Here is a 14,417-nt window from a genome sequence, read left to right as displayed (position 1 = left end):
GCGGTGCGGCCCGCCGGTCACTCACTTGGCGCCGTTTGCGGCGAAAGTCTCCTGCGCCTCCGGTGAGGAGAGGAACTTGATGAACCCTTCGGCTACGTCGCGTTCCCTGGTCTGCGCCATGAGCACGGCGGTGTACGAGAGCGTGCTCTGCAGTTCCCCCGGGAGCGGGCCGAGGAGCTTTATGCCGCGTGTCGTCGCGATGAGCGGTATGGTGCCCGCCACGAAATCGTTGCCCTTTCCCTTCAATACGGGCTCGAAAATACCGGTGGGCGACGTACGCACGATCCTGGGCTTGAGCGCTTCGGCAATCCCCATGCGATCGAGGGCGCTTGCAAACGCCTGTCCCGATTTGACATTGTTGAAGGCAACGAGGTCCGCACCGAGCAAGGTATTCTTGAGTTTCTCAACGGTTGAAATGTCCTGCGCCGGGCTATCCGCGCGGTTACCGAGGCCGACACCAACGTGAGCGACTATTGCCCTGTCCCCGGGAATCGCTTTACCCGATTTCGTAAGGTCCTCGGCAAAGTCCGGCTGAACGATGACAACGTCGGCCGCTTGGCCAGCCTCGATCCGCTTTTTCACGGCGGGCGATGGATCGAAAACCATGCTGACCTGGTTGTGTGTCTCGTGGCGATAGAGCTCCACCACCTTGGTCAACGCAGGCTCGAGGGGGACATCGCTCATGACTATGATGTCGGCCGCCTGAACTGTCGATGCAAAAATCAGGATCGACGCGGCCAGCAGGGCGCGCATGCCGAGGCGTTGGAGTTTCGCGTTCATGGATTCATCCTCCTCGTTGCGGCTACCGTACCGCATCGAAGTTTCCACGTCACCGGTGAGACGAGCCGTGAACCCTCATATCCGCACAGGCCGTCTCCGTGGAACCGCTGATCTGGTCTTCAGCGTCTCGGCGCAGATCGATTTGCCTGGCGATGGCTACCAGAATGGCAATGAATTCGTTCATCGCCTGTGAAGCCACTTCGTTCTTCCGCGTGATGACGCTGTAGTTCGTCATTGTCCGCCGGATTGGCACGCGCAGATATCCGAGGAGCCCACTCTGGACGTACCTGTCCATCACGACCTCCGGCTGCAGGGAGATCATGTCGGTGGCTTGCAATAGCTCTAGCGTGGAGAACATCGAAGGTGTTTCCACGATGCCTACCGGTGCGACGATCCCGGCAGCCGCGAATGTCTCGTCGAACAGTTGCCGCATCGACGTGCCTCGCGGATACAAGATCCACGGCCAGTCGCCCAGATCGGCAATCTCCAGGTGGCGTTGCTGCAGCAACGGATGATGCTGCCCGACCACCGCGCGCACCGGTTCCGCCAAAAGATCGACTACATCGAAAAGCGCTTCATGGCGCGGCGCGGTCGGGCGGCCGACCATGACATCGAGCCGCTTTTCTTCGAGCCACATCGCGAGCTGATCGCTGCTCTGTTCGACCAGCTTGATGATGAGTCGTGGCCGCCGGCGCTGGATCTCCTTGATCGCGGCGACAACCAGCTGAGCGGCGGAAGCCGGAATGAAACCCACCGTGAGGTGACCGTAGCCGCCGTCCTTGAGCGTCGCGAACTCGCTCGAAAACTTTCCCAGGTTGGCTAGCGCAGTGCTGGCGTAACGCACTGCGAGATCGCCGAGATCGGTGGGCCGCATCTCGCGCGGCAGCCGTTCGAAGAGCTGTGCGCCGAACATCGCCTCGACATCGCTCAGAATCTTTGTGGCTGCCGGCTGCGTGATGTGCATCTGTTCAGCCGCAACGCGCAGGTTGTGAGTACGGCCGAGCAGGTCCAGCAACTGAAGGTGCCTGAACCGTAGCTTGGTCAATACCTGGGAAGCCGAGATAGCGGGATCTTGCGCCATAAGGGTATACGCATGTGACCTCATAACCAGATGGAATCGATTCTACTCAATTAGCGATTGGACGCTTGACGAATGCCCAATGGACAATCGCCGGAGAAAGCGGGGCGTGGTCCGCTCGATAACCTTTAACCGATGCGAAAACGATGAACGAAATAGTCCGATATCCCGCCATTGAACTCCAACGCTTCGCACAGGATCTGTTGAGCAGAGCGGGGATGGAAGATCCGAAGGCTCGAGCCGTTGCGAGCACGCTCGTAGACGGTGATCTGATGGGGCATGACACGCATGGTCTGGCATTGCTTGCCGCGTATGTCGGCGAGATCGAACGTGGCTCGATGGCCTGCTCCGGTGAGCCGGACGTCATCTCGGATCGAGGCCCTAGCCTGCTGTGGGATGGTCGGCGTCTTCCCGGGCCGTGGCTCGTTCTCTCGGGCATCGAAACGCTGGCTCCGAGGGCAAGAGAGTATGGCAGCGCGACGTTGGTCATTCGTCGCAGTCACCATATCGCGTGCCTTGCGAGCTACCTCGAAAAGGCCACCGCCGATGGGTTCATGATCGTGCTCAGCAGTTCAGACCCGGCTGTCCAGAGCGTGGCCCCTCACGGCGGCACGCGCGCGGTCTTTACGCCGAATCCGATCGCAGCCGGCATTCCAACCTCGGATACGCCCTTTTTGATCGACATATCGTCATCGACCGTGACGAACGGCATGACCGCGCGCTTGCACAAAGCAGGGCAACTATTCGACGAAGCCTGCTTTCTCGATGCACATGGAGAACCCAGCCGCGATCCCGGCGTACTCTCCGCTGATCCGCCGGGAACCATCCTGCCGGTCGGGGGCATGACGTGGGGACATAAAGGCTTCGGCATGGCGCTGCTGATAGAGGCGCTGACGGGTGGTCTGGCAGGCCATGGCCGAGCCGATCCTGCCGATGGCTGGGGCGCCACCGTGTTTTTGTCCCTATACGATCCGGCTGCGTTTGGCGGCCATGCCGCGTTCAACAGGCAGATGGATTGGGTTGGTGACGCTTGCCGAGATAATCCACCGCGCCCCGGGTTCGCCGGCGTGCGCATGCCGGGCGATCGAGGCTTGAGTCGCAAGCGCGAACAGTTGCAGCATGGGGTTGCCCTTCATCCGACAATCCCGCCTGGCCTCGAACCCTGCGCACAGCGCTATGGCGTGCCGTTCCCTGCTGCGCTGACTGAATGATTCGCTTGAACGTGGCTCGCGGTTGCGTGGATCAGGCGTGCCGCGATCTTTGAGTAAGAGCGAAGCCCGTCAGCGGCGCGTGTCGCCGAACTGACGGGCAAACTGGGCGCGATGCAAACGCCCGGGCGAGACGTGCTCGCTCTTCAGTTGCTGTGGCTTAACGCGGCCGCCGGTATCGGCGCGCGCACGAGCAGCCAATAGCCGATCACCGCAACACCCGCAACGCCCGCTCCCACGAACAGCGCAGGTTGAAACGAGTGCGTCTGCTGCACGATGAAGCCAGTTATCACCGGTGCCAGTGCGCCACCGAAATAGCCTCCGAAATTCTGCATGGCGCCGATCGATGCGGTGCAGTTGGCCGGTGCCGCAACGGAAGCCATCGCCCACGCCGCGCTGCTCGAAATATAGAGAAGCAACATCGAGATCGAGATGAAGACGACGGCTAGCGTTGCGCTATGCGTCAGACCGGTCAGTATCGTGAAGAAGGCTACGCCCAGCAACGAGGCGGCCATGGGGTACTTCCGGCTATTGATCGCGGAGACCCCTCGTCTCGCGAGCACATCGCACACCCTGCCGCCAGAAAGACTGCCCACTACGCCGAAGAGATAGGGAACCGCCGCGACCCATCCCGACTTCGCGATGGTCAGATGCAGCTCCATCTGGAGGTACGTCGGCAGCCACGCGTTGTAGAGCCAGAGCACGTAGATCGTGCCGAAGAACCCCAGAAGCATGCCCCAGGTGGTCCCGAATTCAAACAGGCGGCGCCATTCGCGCCAGGTCGGTCTGGATGAAACTTCCCCGTCCACGTCGGACAGATACGCCCGTTCACGTTTGGTCAATTCCACGTGGTTCGGGTCACGATGCACAAGGTAGAAACACAGTGCAAGGACGAGCCCGGCGATCCCCATGATGCCGAACATCCAGCGCCACCCGACAGTCAACATGACGACAGTGAGCAACGGCGCCGATATGGCGGTTCCGAGCGTCGACGAGCTGTTCCAGATGCCTGTCGCCGTCCCTCGCTCTTTCTGGCCAAACCAGTCGCGCACGACCTTCGCGCTCGTCGGAAATTGCGGCGCTTCTCCTATACCGAGCACCATGCGAGCAGCGAAGAACTGGCCAAAACTGGTGACGATTCCGCCGAACGCCTGCGCGACGGACCACATGGCGAGACTGACGGAAAGCATGACGCGCGCGCCGAAGCGATCCACGAACGCGCCTGCTGGCAACTGCGCGAACGCATAGGCCCACAGAAAAGCGGAAAGCAGCAAGCCCATCTCCGCTATCGAAAGTCCGAGGTCCTGCCGGATGAGCGGATTGGCAATCGACAGCGTCGCGCGATCGATGTAGTTGATGATCCCACTTAGCAGGAGCAAAGCGAGCGCGGTACGTTGAATTCTCCGCACTCTTGCCGAGGCCCTGTCGCTGGTGCCGACATCATGAGCGTCGGCGGCATCCGACTGAGGCGCGGTTGGAACGGGGGAGGATTGCTCCATATCTAAGTCTCCTGACAAGGTCTGTTCGCTGAGCGACTCTGTTTTTCAAGCCCGCAGGTGCGTTATTGCAGCATTGGACTGAGGCACGATATGACTGCATCGGGCAGAAATCCAATCAAATTTCCCGGCAAAGCAATTCCATTTGTTTATTGCAGGCTAAGTGCAAACCCGCATCAGTGAGGCACTCAGGGAATGCCGCAGATGGCGGCGCTTCGTGGCGAAGCATGAGGCTCGGGATTGTCCGCGTTACGGGAGCGATTGTTGCGGTGCCGGGGCATCGTCGGGTGCGTCGTTCGGCTGGCCGCGCGATGTTGCCGATTATTTTGCTGCGACAGGGAGACGACAATGATGACGAAGGCTCTGGGTCTACGGTTAGCCCCGGCTGTTGCAGTGGCGATCGGTCTTGCTGCGTGCGGGGGCGGAGGCAATTCGCCGGGCTCAGATGGCGGCGCTTTGGGAACATCGGCGAAAACATCGGCCGCCCTCGCGAGCCCCACTGCAAAGGCACGGAGTAATTCCGTAAAGCTTCAGCGCTACCAGATCGATCCGGCGAAGGTGTTCATCGCAGGCATCTCGTCGGGCGGCTTTGCGGCAGTGCAGATGCACGTTGCCCACTCGTCGACCTTCAAAGGGGCCGCTGTCTACGCTGGCGGTGTGTACTGGTGCGCCGCCGCCGGAGGGGCTGCGACGGCTCTGGCAAACTGTGGCGGGCTGACGCTTCCATCGAACCAGGCGTCGTACAACAGCACGCTGACGATATCCGAAGCGTACCTGGACGCGCAATCGTCGCTCGGGACCATCGACCCGGCGGCGAATCTGCGTGGACAGCCGGTCTACCTCTGGTCCGGCACGCAAGACAAGGTCGTCAATCCGCTGGAGATGGCCGACCTCGACTCGGAATACCATCGTTATGGGGCCAATGTCCATTTCGACAACACGTATCCCGCTGCGCACGGCTGGGAATCGCCTGATGCCGAACTTCCATGCGGCACGCTCGGAAGTCCGTATATGGTGCGCTGCTCGGCCAATGGCGCGGTCTACGATTCGGTGGAAACGTGGCTGACGCTATTCCTCGGCCCATTGAAACCGCGCAACAACGGAAAGTTGTCGGGTACGCTGTCTTCATTCGATCAAACGGAATTCGGAGCGTCCCCAAACCTTTCGATGAGTTCGACAGGCAGCGTTTTTGTTCCCAAAGCGTGCGCGCAAGGGAGCAAGTGCGGATTCGTGCTCGCTCTCCACGGCTGTCTGCAGCAGGCGTCGCTTATCGGAGATCGTTGGGTAACGGAGGCCGGCATCAATGAGTGGGCCGACACGAACAAGCTGGTGGTCGTGTACCCCGACACGATCGCGTCGTCCGCGCCGGGCCCGACCAATCCGAACGCATGCTTCGATTGGTGGGGCTACTCCAATCAATACGACCCGAACTACGCACTGAAGAGCGGCTTGCAGATGTCGGTGCTCTACGCGATGGTGCAGCGCGTGACTGGCCGACCGTAGATCGCAAAAGGCTATTAGCAACGGCGTCGCTGAACGAAAGCTATTTGCGCATCCTTCAAAGCACTTGGCGTGATCGGCGTCTGACGATGATGCATGAAGCCGCTTGCGCGGCTCATGCTCTCCTTCTTGGCTCAGTCATTGCCAAAAGTCGTGTAGACCCCGCTGCTAACGAACGTGACTGAAAAGAGCTTTTTTTGCACAAGCTCTACGTTTCCTTACGCAAGCGCGCATCGCCCGGAAGACGAATCGGCGTCGTCATGCGCGAAACACGGCGCCGAAATAGTAGAGGCCGCAAACAGTGCCGCCAAAAGAGAATGACTGGTATTTCGATGCATGGCGGATCTCCCAATGACAAACCTTCTTGACGACAGAGGCACACACGACTCGTAATACGAAAACATCTTTATTAGCAACCCGAAATACTTTCGCCTCGTCTGTTGAACGCGTAATCGAGAATTCTTCCAACAAGATGAGATGTCCGACGTAGGTTCGTCGGTATCGACCGGATTGCGCGCGCCGCTTTAGCTATCGTTTGAATTGCAAGGCAATGGAAGTGTAGGAAATCCGGTCAATGGAACGTGTCGGTAGTTGTGCGGATGATCAGTCGTCACTTCTTCTCGCTGGCTATCGGATTCCCGAAATCGACATGCGGGAAAGCCAACTGTCATCGCGCGTCGGGTATCTTCCGTTCATTTCAAATTGAAAGCTCACGGCGAAGTCTCGCCCCCTCTTCCATGCCAATTGCCATCTCGATGATGGTCGTGAAATTAATACATCGGCGAATTGCAAGCAGTCACTATACTCAAATGGGATTACGGAACGGAGCAGTCAGTCCGTCGTCCTTGGCATGTTGTCGCCAAACTTATCGGCAACAAAAATCGGAGGCCAACATGATGCCAAGTAATGTAAGAGTGGGCTTCATCCGGCGCTTTCTAACGCTGGCGGTGTCTGCAATTGCAATGTCGATCGTTCTCCCGACCATGAGTCATGCGCAGTCGCCGGAGAACGTAAAGCAAGCTATGGCCTTGCTGAAGACTAAGACGGCCAAGTTAGGAGCACCGGGAATCAAAGGAGAGGAGGCTGTTGCAGGTAAGCCGGTCCCGGCTTTGTACTTTGGGACCACGAAAATGAACAACAACTTCACGGTGGTCGACGAGGTCAAGAAGGAGATGGGCGGGACTGCCACGTTGTTTGTGAAGAGCGGCGAAGACTACGTTCGTGTGGCAACGAACGTGCAGAAAGATGATGGGTCACGGGCAATCGGCACTGTCCTCGATCCGAGCGGAAAGGCCATCGCGGCCATTCGCGGCGGCGGCGCGTACTTTGGCGATGCCAATATCTTGGGCAAACCCTATATAACAGGCTATGAACCGATACACGATGCCAAAGGGGCTGTCATCGGTATCTACTATGTCGGCTATCAAAAGTAACTGGCGGCAAACGACGGGCGCTTCTTATCCCGCATAGGCATCCCAAAAATCGTGGAAGGATCGTCGCCCGTCACCCAATTGAGCGTCGCGTCGCTGCCATTGTCGAAGATCACCGTGTGAAGACCCAATAGAATAGCTGCGCCATTCGATGACGCCGCGCGACGACGTCTGATCGATCGTGACCGACTGGCTGCCTGTCGGGAGTGGCGAAGCGCGGGTGGCAGGCCAGGCACGAACGGTCGCATCGGGAACCCGAATTGATTTGGGCTGCGAATCCATGACGGCCACGGCAAGTGACAGCGACAGCTGGCGTGGCACGGCCGACCTCACGATCGCCTAACTCTTCCCGATCACACTTCCCTCACACGCTGCACGAGAGGAGGGAAAGATGAAGATCGAACCGACGCCCATCGCCGCCGCTGCGCTGATCCCCGAAGACGGGGAGCGCGAGGCTCCGCTCGAAGACGCCACGGCATCATCCGAGCCGATGCGTTATGAAGACCTCCTGCCCTATCTGCTTTTGCCGATGGCCGGCGCGTATTGAATCCAATCTCCGGAGCACCCGATGTCCACGCGAGAAGGCGTCACCTACGAGTTCCATCACGTGGGTATCCCGACAGAAGAACCGCGCGCAGGCGAACGCTACAGCGCGCAGTTCCGCATGTACACGAGCGATGCCGGATGCGAACTCATGCGCGTGCAATATCACCGCTTCGAAGCAGGCAGCACGCTGCCCGAATTGATGCGCACCGTGCCGCACGCAGCGTTCAAGGTGAGCGATCTGGCAAAGGCGATCGAAGGCAAGACGGTGCTGCTCGGTCCGTACGAACCGATCGACGGCTTTCGCGTCGCGGTAATCCGGGACGGCGAGGTGCCCGTCGAACTGATCGAGACCGCGCTCACTGACGAGCAGATCTGGAGCCGCGCGAAGAGCGGCATGCAGGCGTCGATCTATCGTCGGGCTTAGTGCGCCGGTCGACTTACTTTCATGCCGATCCAGGCGGTCGGCCAATCGCGGAACGAGCAGCCGACCCGCCCCGCATTACGCCGTTACGCCGTTACGCCGTTACGCCGTTACGCCGTTACGCCGTTACGCGCGTGATGCCGCCGCTCGACAAGAGACGCACGCGCTGGCCGGCATAGAACATCTGGCCGTCTGCGTCCTGGGTGATCGCGCGGAGATCGCCGTTGTCGAGACGCACGGTGATCTCGAGACCTTTCTGCCGCTCGAGATGATCCTGAACCTGATCGCCCGCGACCGCGCCCGCAATGCCGCCGATCACGCCTGCGAGCAGCGAACCATGTCCGTGCCCGACCGCGCTGCCCGCGACCGCGCCGAGCAGACCGCCGCCGATCGCGCCGAACGGGCTCGGCCGGCCGTCATTGTTCTCGATCGTCACGCCGCGCACGCTTTCCACCGTCGCCATGCGCACGGTTTCTTCGTGCTGGGTCTGCATGCTGTTATAGACGTCGGCGGAACTGCCCATCGATGCGCAACCGCTCATGCCCACCGTGCAGGCGACTGCCATTGCGCATACAGCGAGAGTCGATTTGTTCATGTTTTGCTCCTCAGTTCGGGCAATGTCTTGTTGGATCGGCTCGCGTTTTATGCAGCGCGGTGCCATGGAAAGCATCGTAAAAACGCTGAATGAGCCTTGAATGAGGGCGAGCGACGCGCTTGACCTGCATGATTGAAGCGCTTATACAGGACTCTCCCCGCTCGCGACCGGAGTCCTGAATGACAAGAAACGCGATTCCCTTCGTGGTTTGCGCCGTCGCTCTGGCTGCCTGTTCCACCGACGGCGCGAACACCCAGTCCAGCGCCGCCCTGCCTCCCGGCGCTGCCACCACGACGTTGCCGTCCGGCGGCGTCTACCATGGCTCGCTCAAGGGCAGCACCGCCGAGGCCACGCTGCTCATGCTCTTCGACGGCACCGCCTATCTCTTCTACGGAGCCGCGGGCGGCACCGGTCTCGCGGGCGTCGCGGTCGCGAAAAGCGGCACCCAGTCGGGCGACGGGCGCTTCCTCAGCAATTCGGCATTCGACTATCGCGTGGGCAAGGCGCCCGCGTCGCCCGTGGTGTTCCGCGCGGACTTCTCGCACGCGCCCGCCGTCGACGGAACCGTCGCGAACGCGGACGGCAGCGCGGGCCTCGCGTTTTCCGGCAGCGCCGCGCCGATGCTCGACATCGCGCCGAGCCGTGCCAACGCTGGCGGCCTCTATAGCGGACGCGGCATGTCGCTCGGCGGAACGACGCAGACGCGCATCACCGTCGCCGGCGACGGCTATCTGGCCGGCACGACGACATCCGGCTGCATCTTCAAGGGAAAGGTGGCGCCGCACGAGGGCACGAATGCCTACGACGTCTCGGTGACGTTCGGTCCCGCGCCCTGCCCGCTTCCCGACGCGACCGTGACCGGTAACGCGGTGCTCGACGGCGCGCGCCTTCTCGTTGCGTTGCCGAGCCCGGACCGCTCGAACGTGTTCCTCTTCGACGGCCGGAAATAGATGCCGCACGAAAGCGGGCTGCGGCCAGGAAAATTACGTGGCCACTGCTTACAAAAGCGTTTTCTATCCTAAGATTCTTTTCGCTGCAGGCAGCGTCGCCGCGTTCGCGTCTGGTTGCTTTGCGGGCTGCGCGCCCCGGCGAAAGTATTCGTGTGTTGTTCAGTGCAATTTCCGAGAACGATCTTGTTTTGCATGAGACCGGACTGGTCGATAACAACAGGAGACAACCAGATGAACGCAACGCTCAAGCTTTTGCCGCTGGCCGTCGGTGCGATGTTCGCCTGCCTGCCGTACGCGAACGCCGCGCAGGACAACGTCAAGACGCTTTCGAACTTCGGTCAGACGGGCAACGCCGCGCCGCCGGAAAAGATCCCGCAAACCGGACAAACCGCTGACGCGCTGCGCAAGAATCTCGAGCAGATCAAGCTGCCGCCGGGCTTCAAGATCGACCTGTACGCGATCGTGCCAGAAGCGCGGCACATGGCGATCGAGCCGTCGACGGGCGTCGTGTTCGTCGGCTCGCGCAAGAACCGCGTGTGGCAGGTGACCGATCGCACGAAGCAGCGCGTCGCGAGCGATGTCGTGCAGTTCGCGTCGTCGGTGCCGTTCAAGGTGCCGAACGGCGTCTGCTTCTCGCCCGACGGCGTGCTTTACGTCGTCGAGCAGAATCGCGTGCTGGGCTTTCCCGCCGCGCAGTTTTTCGGCGAAGGCGGGCCGGACGTGGCCGCGGCGGTCGTCGTGCCGCAGGGCAAGCTGATCCCGACGCAGTTCGAAAGCTTCAACCACGGCGCGCGCGCGTGCCGCATCGGACCGGACAAGAAGCTGTATATCGCGCTCGGCCAGCCGTGGAACGTGCCGCCGAAAGACAAGCTCGCCGAGCTCGACAAGAATGGACTCGCGGGCATCATCCGCATCGATCAGGATGGCAAGAATCGCGAGGTCTACGCGCACGGCGTGCGCAATTCGGTCGGCCTCGATTTCAATCCGAAGGACAAGACGCTGTGGTTCACGGATAACCAGGTCGACGGCATGGGCGACGACACGCCGCCCGGCGAGCTGGATCACGCGACGAAAGCCGGCGAGAACTTCGGCTTCCCGTGGTACGGCGGCGGCAAGGTGCGCACCACCGAGTACAAGGACCAGAATCCGCCGGCGGGTGTCGTGTTCCCGCAGGTCGAGTTCGCCGCGCACGCCGCCGACCTCGGCATGTCGTTCTACAACGGCAAGATGTTCCCACAGAAGTATCAGGGCGGCATCTTCGACGCGGAGCACGGCTCGTGGAACCGCACGAAGCCGATCGGCGCGCGCGTCATGTACATCCCCATCAAGGACGACGGCACGGCAGGCGAGGCAGAAGTCTTCGCGGAAGGCTGGCTCACGCCGAGCGGCGAGTACATGGGCCGCCCGGTCGACGTGCAAATGCTGCAGGACGGCTCGCTCCTCGTCTCCGATGACTACGCGGGCGCGATCTATCGCATCTCGTACACGGGGGCCAAATGAGGCGGGCAGCGAGGATGGCGGCGCTCGGCGGCGTGCTTTTGGTGACATCGCACGCGTCGTTCGCCGCCGGCGATGTCAAGGCGGGGCGCACGAAAGCGGCGCAGTGCGCGGCGTGCCACGGTATCGACGGCATGTCGAAACTGCCGGAAGCGCCCAATCTCGCCGGACAGACGGAGGAATATCTCGTGAAGGCGCTCAACGACTTCCGCACGGGCGAACGCAAGAACGAGATGATGTCGATGATGGCGAAAACCTTGTCGGACGCGGATGTCGCCAATCTGGCGGCTTATTACCACAGCCTCGGCAAGCAGTGACGGCGGCGAAGTGTTGCAAATTTGCTGCGGTACAAACCCGATTGCGATTTTTTTTGTTTTAGGTATTGACGCGGTGAGTTAAGGGTTTATACTAAGACCTGTCTCCTCCATGTCTCAACCGATGTGGATTCAAGCCCGCTCAACTGAAGCGGGCTTTTTTTTTGCGCATGCGACCCGCAGCCCGGCCCTATTTCCCGTCCGGCATCTCGCCGCGCAGTTCGGCCTCGATCTGATCGATCGACGGCAATGTCGTTTCGAGCGACGCCGGCACTTCCCGAAGCAACTGATATTCGGCCACGCCCATCGGCTTGGCGACGCCGCGCAACGCGTACTCCGCGACGAGCCGGTTCTTCTCCTTGCACAGCAGAAGCCCGATGGTCGGCTGATCGTCGGGCCCTTTCAGCTGAGCATCCACGGCTGACAGATAGAAATTGAGCTGGCCCGCGTACTCCGGCTTGAACGGCGTCGTTTTCAGCTCGACGACGACATAGCAGCGCAGCTTGAGGTGGTAGAACAGCAAGTCGATGAAAAACTCGTCTCCGCCCACGTCCAGACGGTATTGCCGTCCGACGAACGCGAAGCCCGCGCCCAGTTCCAGCAGAAAGCGCGTGATATGCCGCGTGAGCGCCTGCTCGATGTCGCGCTCCTGCGCGTTCTCCGCAAGACCCAGAAAGTCGAAGATGTACGGATCTTTCAGCGCCTCGCGCGCCAGGTCGGATTGCGGCGGCGGCAGGCGCTCGCCGAAATTCGTGACGGCGCTGCCGCTGCGCGCGTGCGCGGCCGTTTCGACCTGCATGACGAGCACCTGGCGCGACCAGCCGTGCTCCAGCGCCTTTTCGGCGTACCAGCTTCGATCCTCGGGATTCTTGACCTTGTCCAGCAAGGTGCAGAGATGGAACCACGGCAATTGTGCAGCAGGCTGCTGCACAAATGCCTCATCCGGCCATGCCTGGGCCAGCGCACGCATGTACTTGAGATTGCGCGGAGAGAAGCCGCGCATATCGGGAAACGCCGACTTCAGATCGCGCGCGAGTTGATCGATGACGCCCGCGCCCCAGCCTTGCCGCTGCTGCCGGTCGAGGATGTCGCGGCCGATCTGCCAATACAGCGTGACCAGTGCCCGGTTCGCACTGGCCGCGGCGCGCTGGCGTGCCCGCTCGACGCGCAGTTTCAGTTCGGCGAGCCAGCGCCGGTAGTCGTCGCCCCACGCGGGCAGCGGTTCGCGGGTCATGCGGTTCCTGGTTCGACGCCGGTTGTTTCGGAACGGCCATTATCGGCGGAATCGGCGAGCCGCAACACTCCGCGCGCGGAACCGCGCCTGCATCATCGAGGCGCGGCTCCGGCCCGGACACTCGCACTTCTTCTATCTACGTGGTCTCCCCGACGCGCCTCGCGCGCAAGGCAGGGGTTTGCTTCCCAGGCTCTTCGGCCTCGATTCTTTGTAATTTGTCCTGGTCTCCCCAACGCGTCCCGCGCAAGGGATTGCGAATCGCTATCTTTTCCACAGAAAACGTGCACAAGCCTGTGGATATCGTTCTATGTACTAGCGCAACACATTGATTCGACAACACTTACATCCGACGCCCGGCGATGCGCCCCGTTGGCATCGCCGGACTTACTCGGCATTCGGCATGCAGGACGCGAGCATCGCGTCGACGCGATTCATTTCGATGCTGAACAGCGACTGCGGCGCGGTGGCGTTCAGCTCATCAGCGGCGGAACTCGGCAGCGCCATCGCGATCGTGGCCGTCGCGAACAGCGCAAGGAGCATCGACAGAAACCAGGAAAAGACGACCATCGCCAACCTCGTCAAGGAAATCTCTCGGAATCGGCGCGCGTGAACGTCAGCGCGTGATGTGAAGAGTAGAGCCGTGCGGCGCTTCGCACAGCCCTACGGACGGGGGGACTTGAAGGAGGGTGACTACGGCCGCAGTTTCGGCGCCGGGATGGTCGAAACGTTCTGAGCGAGCGCGGCGGCTTCCTGCGCCTGCATCGCTCGGATGAAGCCTTCGCGCTCGCGCAGGCGGCGCCAGTATTGCGCGACGGGCGGCGCGAAGCCTTCGCTCAGGTCGAGCAGTTCCGCGAGCATCAACGCATAGCCGACGGAAATGTCCGCCGCCGTGAAGCGCCCCGCGCACAGATACGGCTGCGCTTCCAGCAGCGGCGCGAGCGTGCGCAGGCGCGCGTGGAACCATCGTGCGTAATCGTCGACGATTTGCGGCTGCCGGCGCTCCGGCGGCTCCAGATGGGCGTAGCGCAGCACGAGCGTCTGCGGAAACGTGAGCGTCGCTTCGCCGAAATGCAGAAAGTTGAGATAGCGGCCGAAATCGGCCTCGTGCGGCGCGACATCCAGCGCGCCCGGCGAGTAACGCGCCGCGAGATACTGGCAAATCGCCGCCGATTCCGTCATGAAGAGCGCGTCGTCCCCGAAGGCGGGAATCGTGCCGAGCGGGTTCACGTCCTTGAAACCGCGCGCGAACACGCGCGGCGGAAACGGCAGCATCTTCAGTTCGTACGGCACGCCGATCTCTTCCAGCGCCCACAGCGGCCGAAACGAGCGCGCGCTCACGCAATGATGCAGCGTAATCACGTCGATACC

General features: G+C 61.4%; 16 protein-coding genes. 8 read left to right on the top strand and 8 right to left on the bottom strand.

Annotated features, from left to right (window positions below; genetic code table 11):
- Window positions 1–21: 21 nt before the first annotated feature.
- Together AC1Z32_RS07280 and AC1Z32_RS07275 are read right to left on the bottom strand one after the other, a co-directional pair.
- The gene (locus AC1Z32_RS07280) at window positions 22–780 is read right to left on the bottom strand and encodes a molybdate ABC transporter substrate-binding protein (protein WP_483478007.1); all 759 of its coding nucleotides are present in this window, start codon (window positions 778–780) and stop codon (window positions 22–24) included.
- 49 nt (window positions 781–829) lie between these two features.
- A complete protein-coding gene (locus tag AC1Z32_RS07275) occupies window positions 830–1,861 on the bottom strand; it encodes a LysR family transcriptional regulator (protein ID WP_483478006.1) in 1,032 nt (343 codons plus the stop codon).
- A gap of 143 nt (window positions 1,862–2,004) precedes the next feature.
- Between AC1Z32_RS07275 and AC1Z32_RS07270 the strand changes: the two genes are divergently transcribed.
- Window positions 2,005–3,069, top strand: a complete 1,065-nt coding sequence (locus AC1Z32_RS07270; RefSeq protein WP_483478005.1) for an Ldh family oxidoreductase — start codon at window positions 2,005–2,007, stop codon at window positions 3,067–3,069.
- A 143-nt stretch (window positions 3,070–3,212) separates the two neighbouring features.
- On the opposite strand, the gene AC1Z32_RS07265 is transcribed toward AC1Z32_RS07270, so the two are convergent.
- Window positions 3,213–4,565: an MFS transporter gene (locus tag AC1Z32_RS07265; protein WP_483478004.1), complete on the bottom strand. Its 1,353-nt coding sequence runs from the start codon at window positions 4,563–4,565 to the stop codon at window positions 3,213–3,215.
- A 345-nt stretch (window positions 4,566–4,910) separates the two neighbouring features.
- On the opposite strand from AC1Z32_RS07265, the gene AC1Z32_RS07260 reads away from it, so the two are divergent.
- Window positions 4,911–6,065 (top strand): extracellular catalytic domain type 2 short-chain-length polyhydroxyalkanoate depolymerase, encoded by a 1,155-nt coding sequence (locus AC1Z32_RS07260; protein ID WP_483478003.1) that lies wholly within the window; start codon window positions 4,911–4,913, stop codon window positions 6,063–6,065.
- Between the two features lie 255 nt (window positions 6,066–6,320).
- Here the strand turns inward: AC1Z32_RS07260 and AC1Z32_RS07255 are convergent, their stop codons facing one another.
- Complete coding sequence (locus tag AC1Z32_RS07255) at window positions 6,321–6,533, bottom strand: hypothetical protein (RefSeq protein ID WP_483478002.1); 213 nt, start codon at window positions 6,531–6,533, stop codon at window positions 6,321–6,323.
- 422 nt (window positions 6,534–6,955) lie between these two features.
- On the opposite strand from AC1Z32_RS07255, the gene AC1Z32_RS07250 reads away from it, so the two are divergent.
- The 3 genes from AC1Z32_RS07250 to AC1Z32_RS07240 all read left to right on the top strand — a co-directional run bounded on the left by AC1Z32_RS07250 (window position 6,956) and on the right by AC1Z32_RS07240 (window position 8,462).
- Window positions 6,956–7,495 carry a Cache 3/Cache 2 fusion domain-containing protein gene (locus AC1Z32_RS07250; RefSeq protein WP_483478001.1) on the top strand — a complete coding sequence of 180 codons (540 nt, stop codon included), beginning with the start codon at window positions 6,956–6,958 and terminating at the stop codon, window positions 7,493–7,495.
- A gap of 388 nt (window positions 7,496–7,883) precedes the next feature.
- Window positions 7,884–8,039, top strand: a complete 156-nt coding sequence (locus tag AC1Z32_RS07245; protein WP_483478000.1) for a hypothetical protein — start codon at window positions 7,884–7,886, stop codon at window positions 8,037–8,039.
- Window positions 8,040–8,060: 21 nt separating this feature from the next.
- On the top strand, window positions 8,061–8,462 hold the full coding sequence (locus AC1Z32_RS07240) for a hypothetical protein (RefSeq protein ID WP_483477999.1): 402 nt from the start codon (window positions 8,061–8,063) through the stop codon (window positions 8,460–8,462).
- A gap of 115 nt (window positions 8,463–8,577) precedes the next feature.
- On the opposite strand, the gene AC1Z32_RS07235 is transcribed toward AC1Z32_RS07240, so the two are convergent.
- Window positions 8,578–9,054 (bottom strand): outer membrane lipoprotein, encoded by a 477-nt coding sequence (locus AC1Z32_RS07235; protein WP_483477998.1) that lies wholly within the window; start codon window positions 9,052–9,054, stop codon window positions 8,578–8,580.
- A 179-nt stretch (window positions 9,055–9,233) separates the two neighbouring features.
- On the opposite strand from AC1Z32_RS07235, the gene AC1Z32_RS07230 reads away from it, so the two are divergent.
- From AC1Z32_RS07230 to AC1Z32_RS07220, 3 genes are all read left to right on the top strand, one after another.
- Window positions 9,234–10,004 (top strand): hypothetical protein, encoded by a 771-nt coding sequence (locus AC1Z32_RS07230; protein ID WP_483477997.1) that lies wholly within the window; start codon window positions 9,234–9,236, stop codon window positions 10,002–10,004.
- Between the two features lie 231 nt (window positions 10,005–10,235).
- A complete protein-coding gene (locus tag AC1Z32_RS07225) occupies window positions 10,236–11,504 on the top strand; it encodes a PQQ-dependent sugar dehydrogenase (RefSeq protein WP_483477996.1) in 1,269 nt (422 codons plus the stop codon).
- A gap of 14 nt (window positions 11,505–11,518) precedes the next feature.
- Window positions 11,519–11,818: a c-type cytochrome gene (locus AC1Z32_RS07220; protein ID WP_483477995.1), complete on the top strand. Its 300-nt coding sequence runs from the start codon at window positions 11,519–11,521 to the stop codon at window positions 11,816–11,818.
- A gap of 187 nt (window positions 11,819–12,005) precedes the next feature.
- On the opposite strand, the gene AC1Z32_RS07215 is transcribed toward AC1Z32_RS07220, so the two are convergent.
- From AC1Z32_RS07215 to AC1Z32_RS07205, 3 genes are all read right to left on the bottom strand, one after another.
- Window positions 12,006–13,049 (bottom strand): PDDEXK nuclease domain-containing protein, encoded by a 1,044-nt coding sequence (locus AC1Z32_RS07215; protein WP_483477994.1) that lies wholly within the window; start codon window positions 13,047–13,049, stop codon window positions 12,006–12,008.
- Window positions 13,050–13,433: 384 nt separating this feature from the next.
- Window positions 13,434–13,616 (bottom strand): hypothetical protein, encoded by a 183-nt coding sequence (locus AC1Z32_RS07210; protein WP_483477993.1) that lies wholly within the window; start codon window positions 13,614–13,616, stop codon window positions 13,434–13,436.
- Between the two features lie 123 nt (window positions 13,617–13,739).
- Window positions 13,740–14,408: a glutathione S-transferase family protein gene (locus tag AC1Z32_RS07205; RefSeq protein ID WP_483477992.1), complete on the bottom strand. Its 669-nt coding sequence runs from the start codon at window positions 14,406–14,408 to the stop codon at window positions 13,740–13,742.
- Between the last annotated feature and the right edge of the window lie 9 nt (window positions 14,409–14,417).

This window comes from Caballeronia sp. 11_S32, from assembly GCF_056930355.1.
Note: the sequence above shows the minus strand (reverse complement) of the source record. Positions and strands in the feature narration are given on the sequence as shown.

What these genes read in the sequence shown, in the direction of transcription:
- AC1Z32_RS07220 (WP_483477995.1), top strand. Translation starts at nt 11,519, where the DNA reads ATGGCGGCGCTCGGCGGCGTGCTTTTGGTGACATCGCACGCGTCGTTC.
- AC1Z32_RS07280 (WP_483478007.1), bottom strand. Translation starts at nt 780, where the DNA reads ATGAACGCGAAACTCCAACGCCTCGGCATGCGCGCCCTGCTGGCCGCG.
- AC1Z32_RS07265 (WP_483478004.1), bottom strand. Translation starts at nt 4,565, where the DNA reads ATGGAGCAATCCTCCCCCGTTCCAACCGCGCCTCAGTCGGATGCCGCC.
- AC1Z32_RS07210 (WP_483477993.1), bottom strand. Translation starts at nt 13,616, where the DNA reads ATGGTCGTCTTTTCCTGGTTTCTGTCGATGCTCCTTGCGCTGTTCGCG.
- AC1Z32_RS07240 (WP_483477999.1), top strand. Translation starts at nt 8,061, where the DNA reads ATGTCCACGCGAGAAGGCGTCACCTACGAGTTCCATCACGTGGGTATC.
- AC1Z32_RS07260 (WP_483478003.1), top strand. Translation starts at nt 4,911, where the DNA reads ATGATGACGAAGGCTCTGGGTCTACGGTTAGCCCCGGCTGTTGCAGTG.
- AC1Z32_RS07250 (WP_483478001.1), top strand. Translation starts at nt 6,956, where the DNA reads ATGATGCCAAGTAATGTAAGAGTGGGCTTCATCCGGCGCTTTCTAACG.
- AC1Z32_RS07215 (WP_483477994.1), bottom strand. Translation starts at nt 13,049, where the DNA reads ATGACCCGCGAACCGCTGCCCGCGTGGGGCGACGACTACCGGCGCTGG.
- AC1Z32_RS07235 (WP_483477998.1), bottom strand. Translation starts at nt 9,054, where the DNA reads ATGAACAAATCGACTCTCGCTGTATGCGCAATGGCAGTCGCCTGCACG.
- AC1Z32_RS07225 (WP_483477996.1), top strand. Translation starts at nt 10,236, where the DNA reads ATGAACGCAACGCTCAAGCTTTTGCCGCTGGCCGTCGGTGCGATGTTC.
- AC1Z32_RS07275 (WP_483478006.1), bottom strand. Translation starts at nt 1,861, where the DNA reads ATGGCGCAAGATCCCGCTATCTCGGCTTCCCAGGTATTGACCAAGCTA.
- AC1Z32_RS07270 (WP_483478005.1), top strand. Translation starts at nt 2,005, where the DNA reads ATGAACGAAATAGTCCGATATCCCGCCATTGAACTCCAACGCTTCGCA.
- AC1Z32_RS07245 (WP_483478000.1), top strand. Translation starts at nt 7,884, where the DNA reads ATGAAGATCGAACCGACGCCCATCGCCGCCGCTGCGCTGATCCCCGAA.
- AC1Z32_RS07230 (WP_483477997.1), top strand. Translation starts at nt 9,234, where the DNA reads ATGACAAGAAACGCGATTCCCTTCGTGGTTTGCGCCGTCGCTCTGGCT.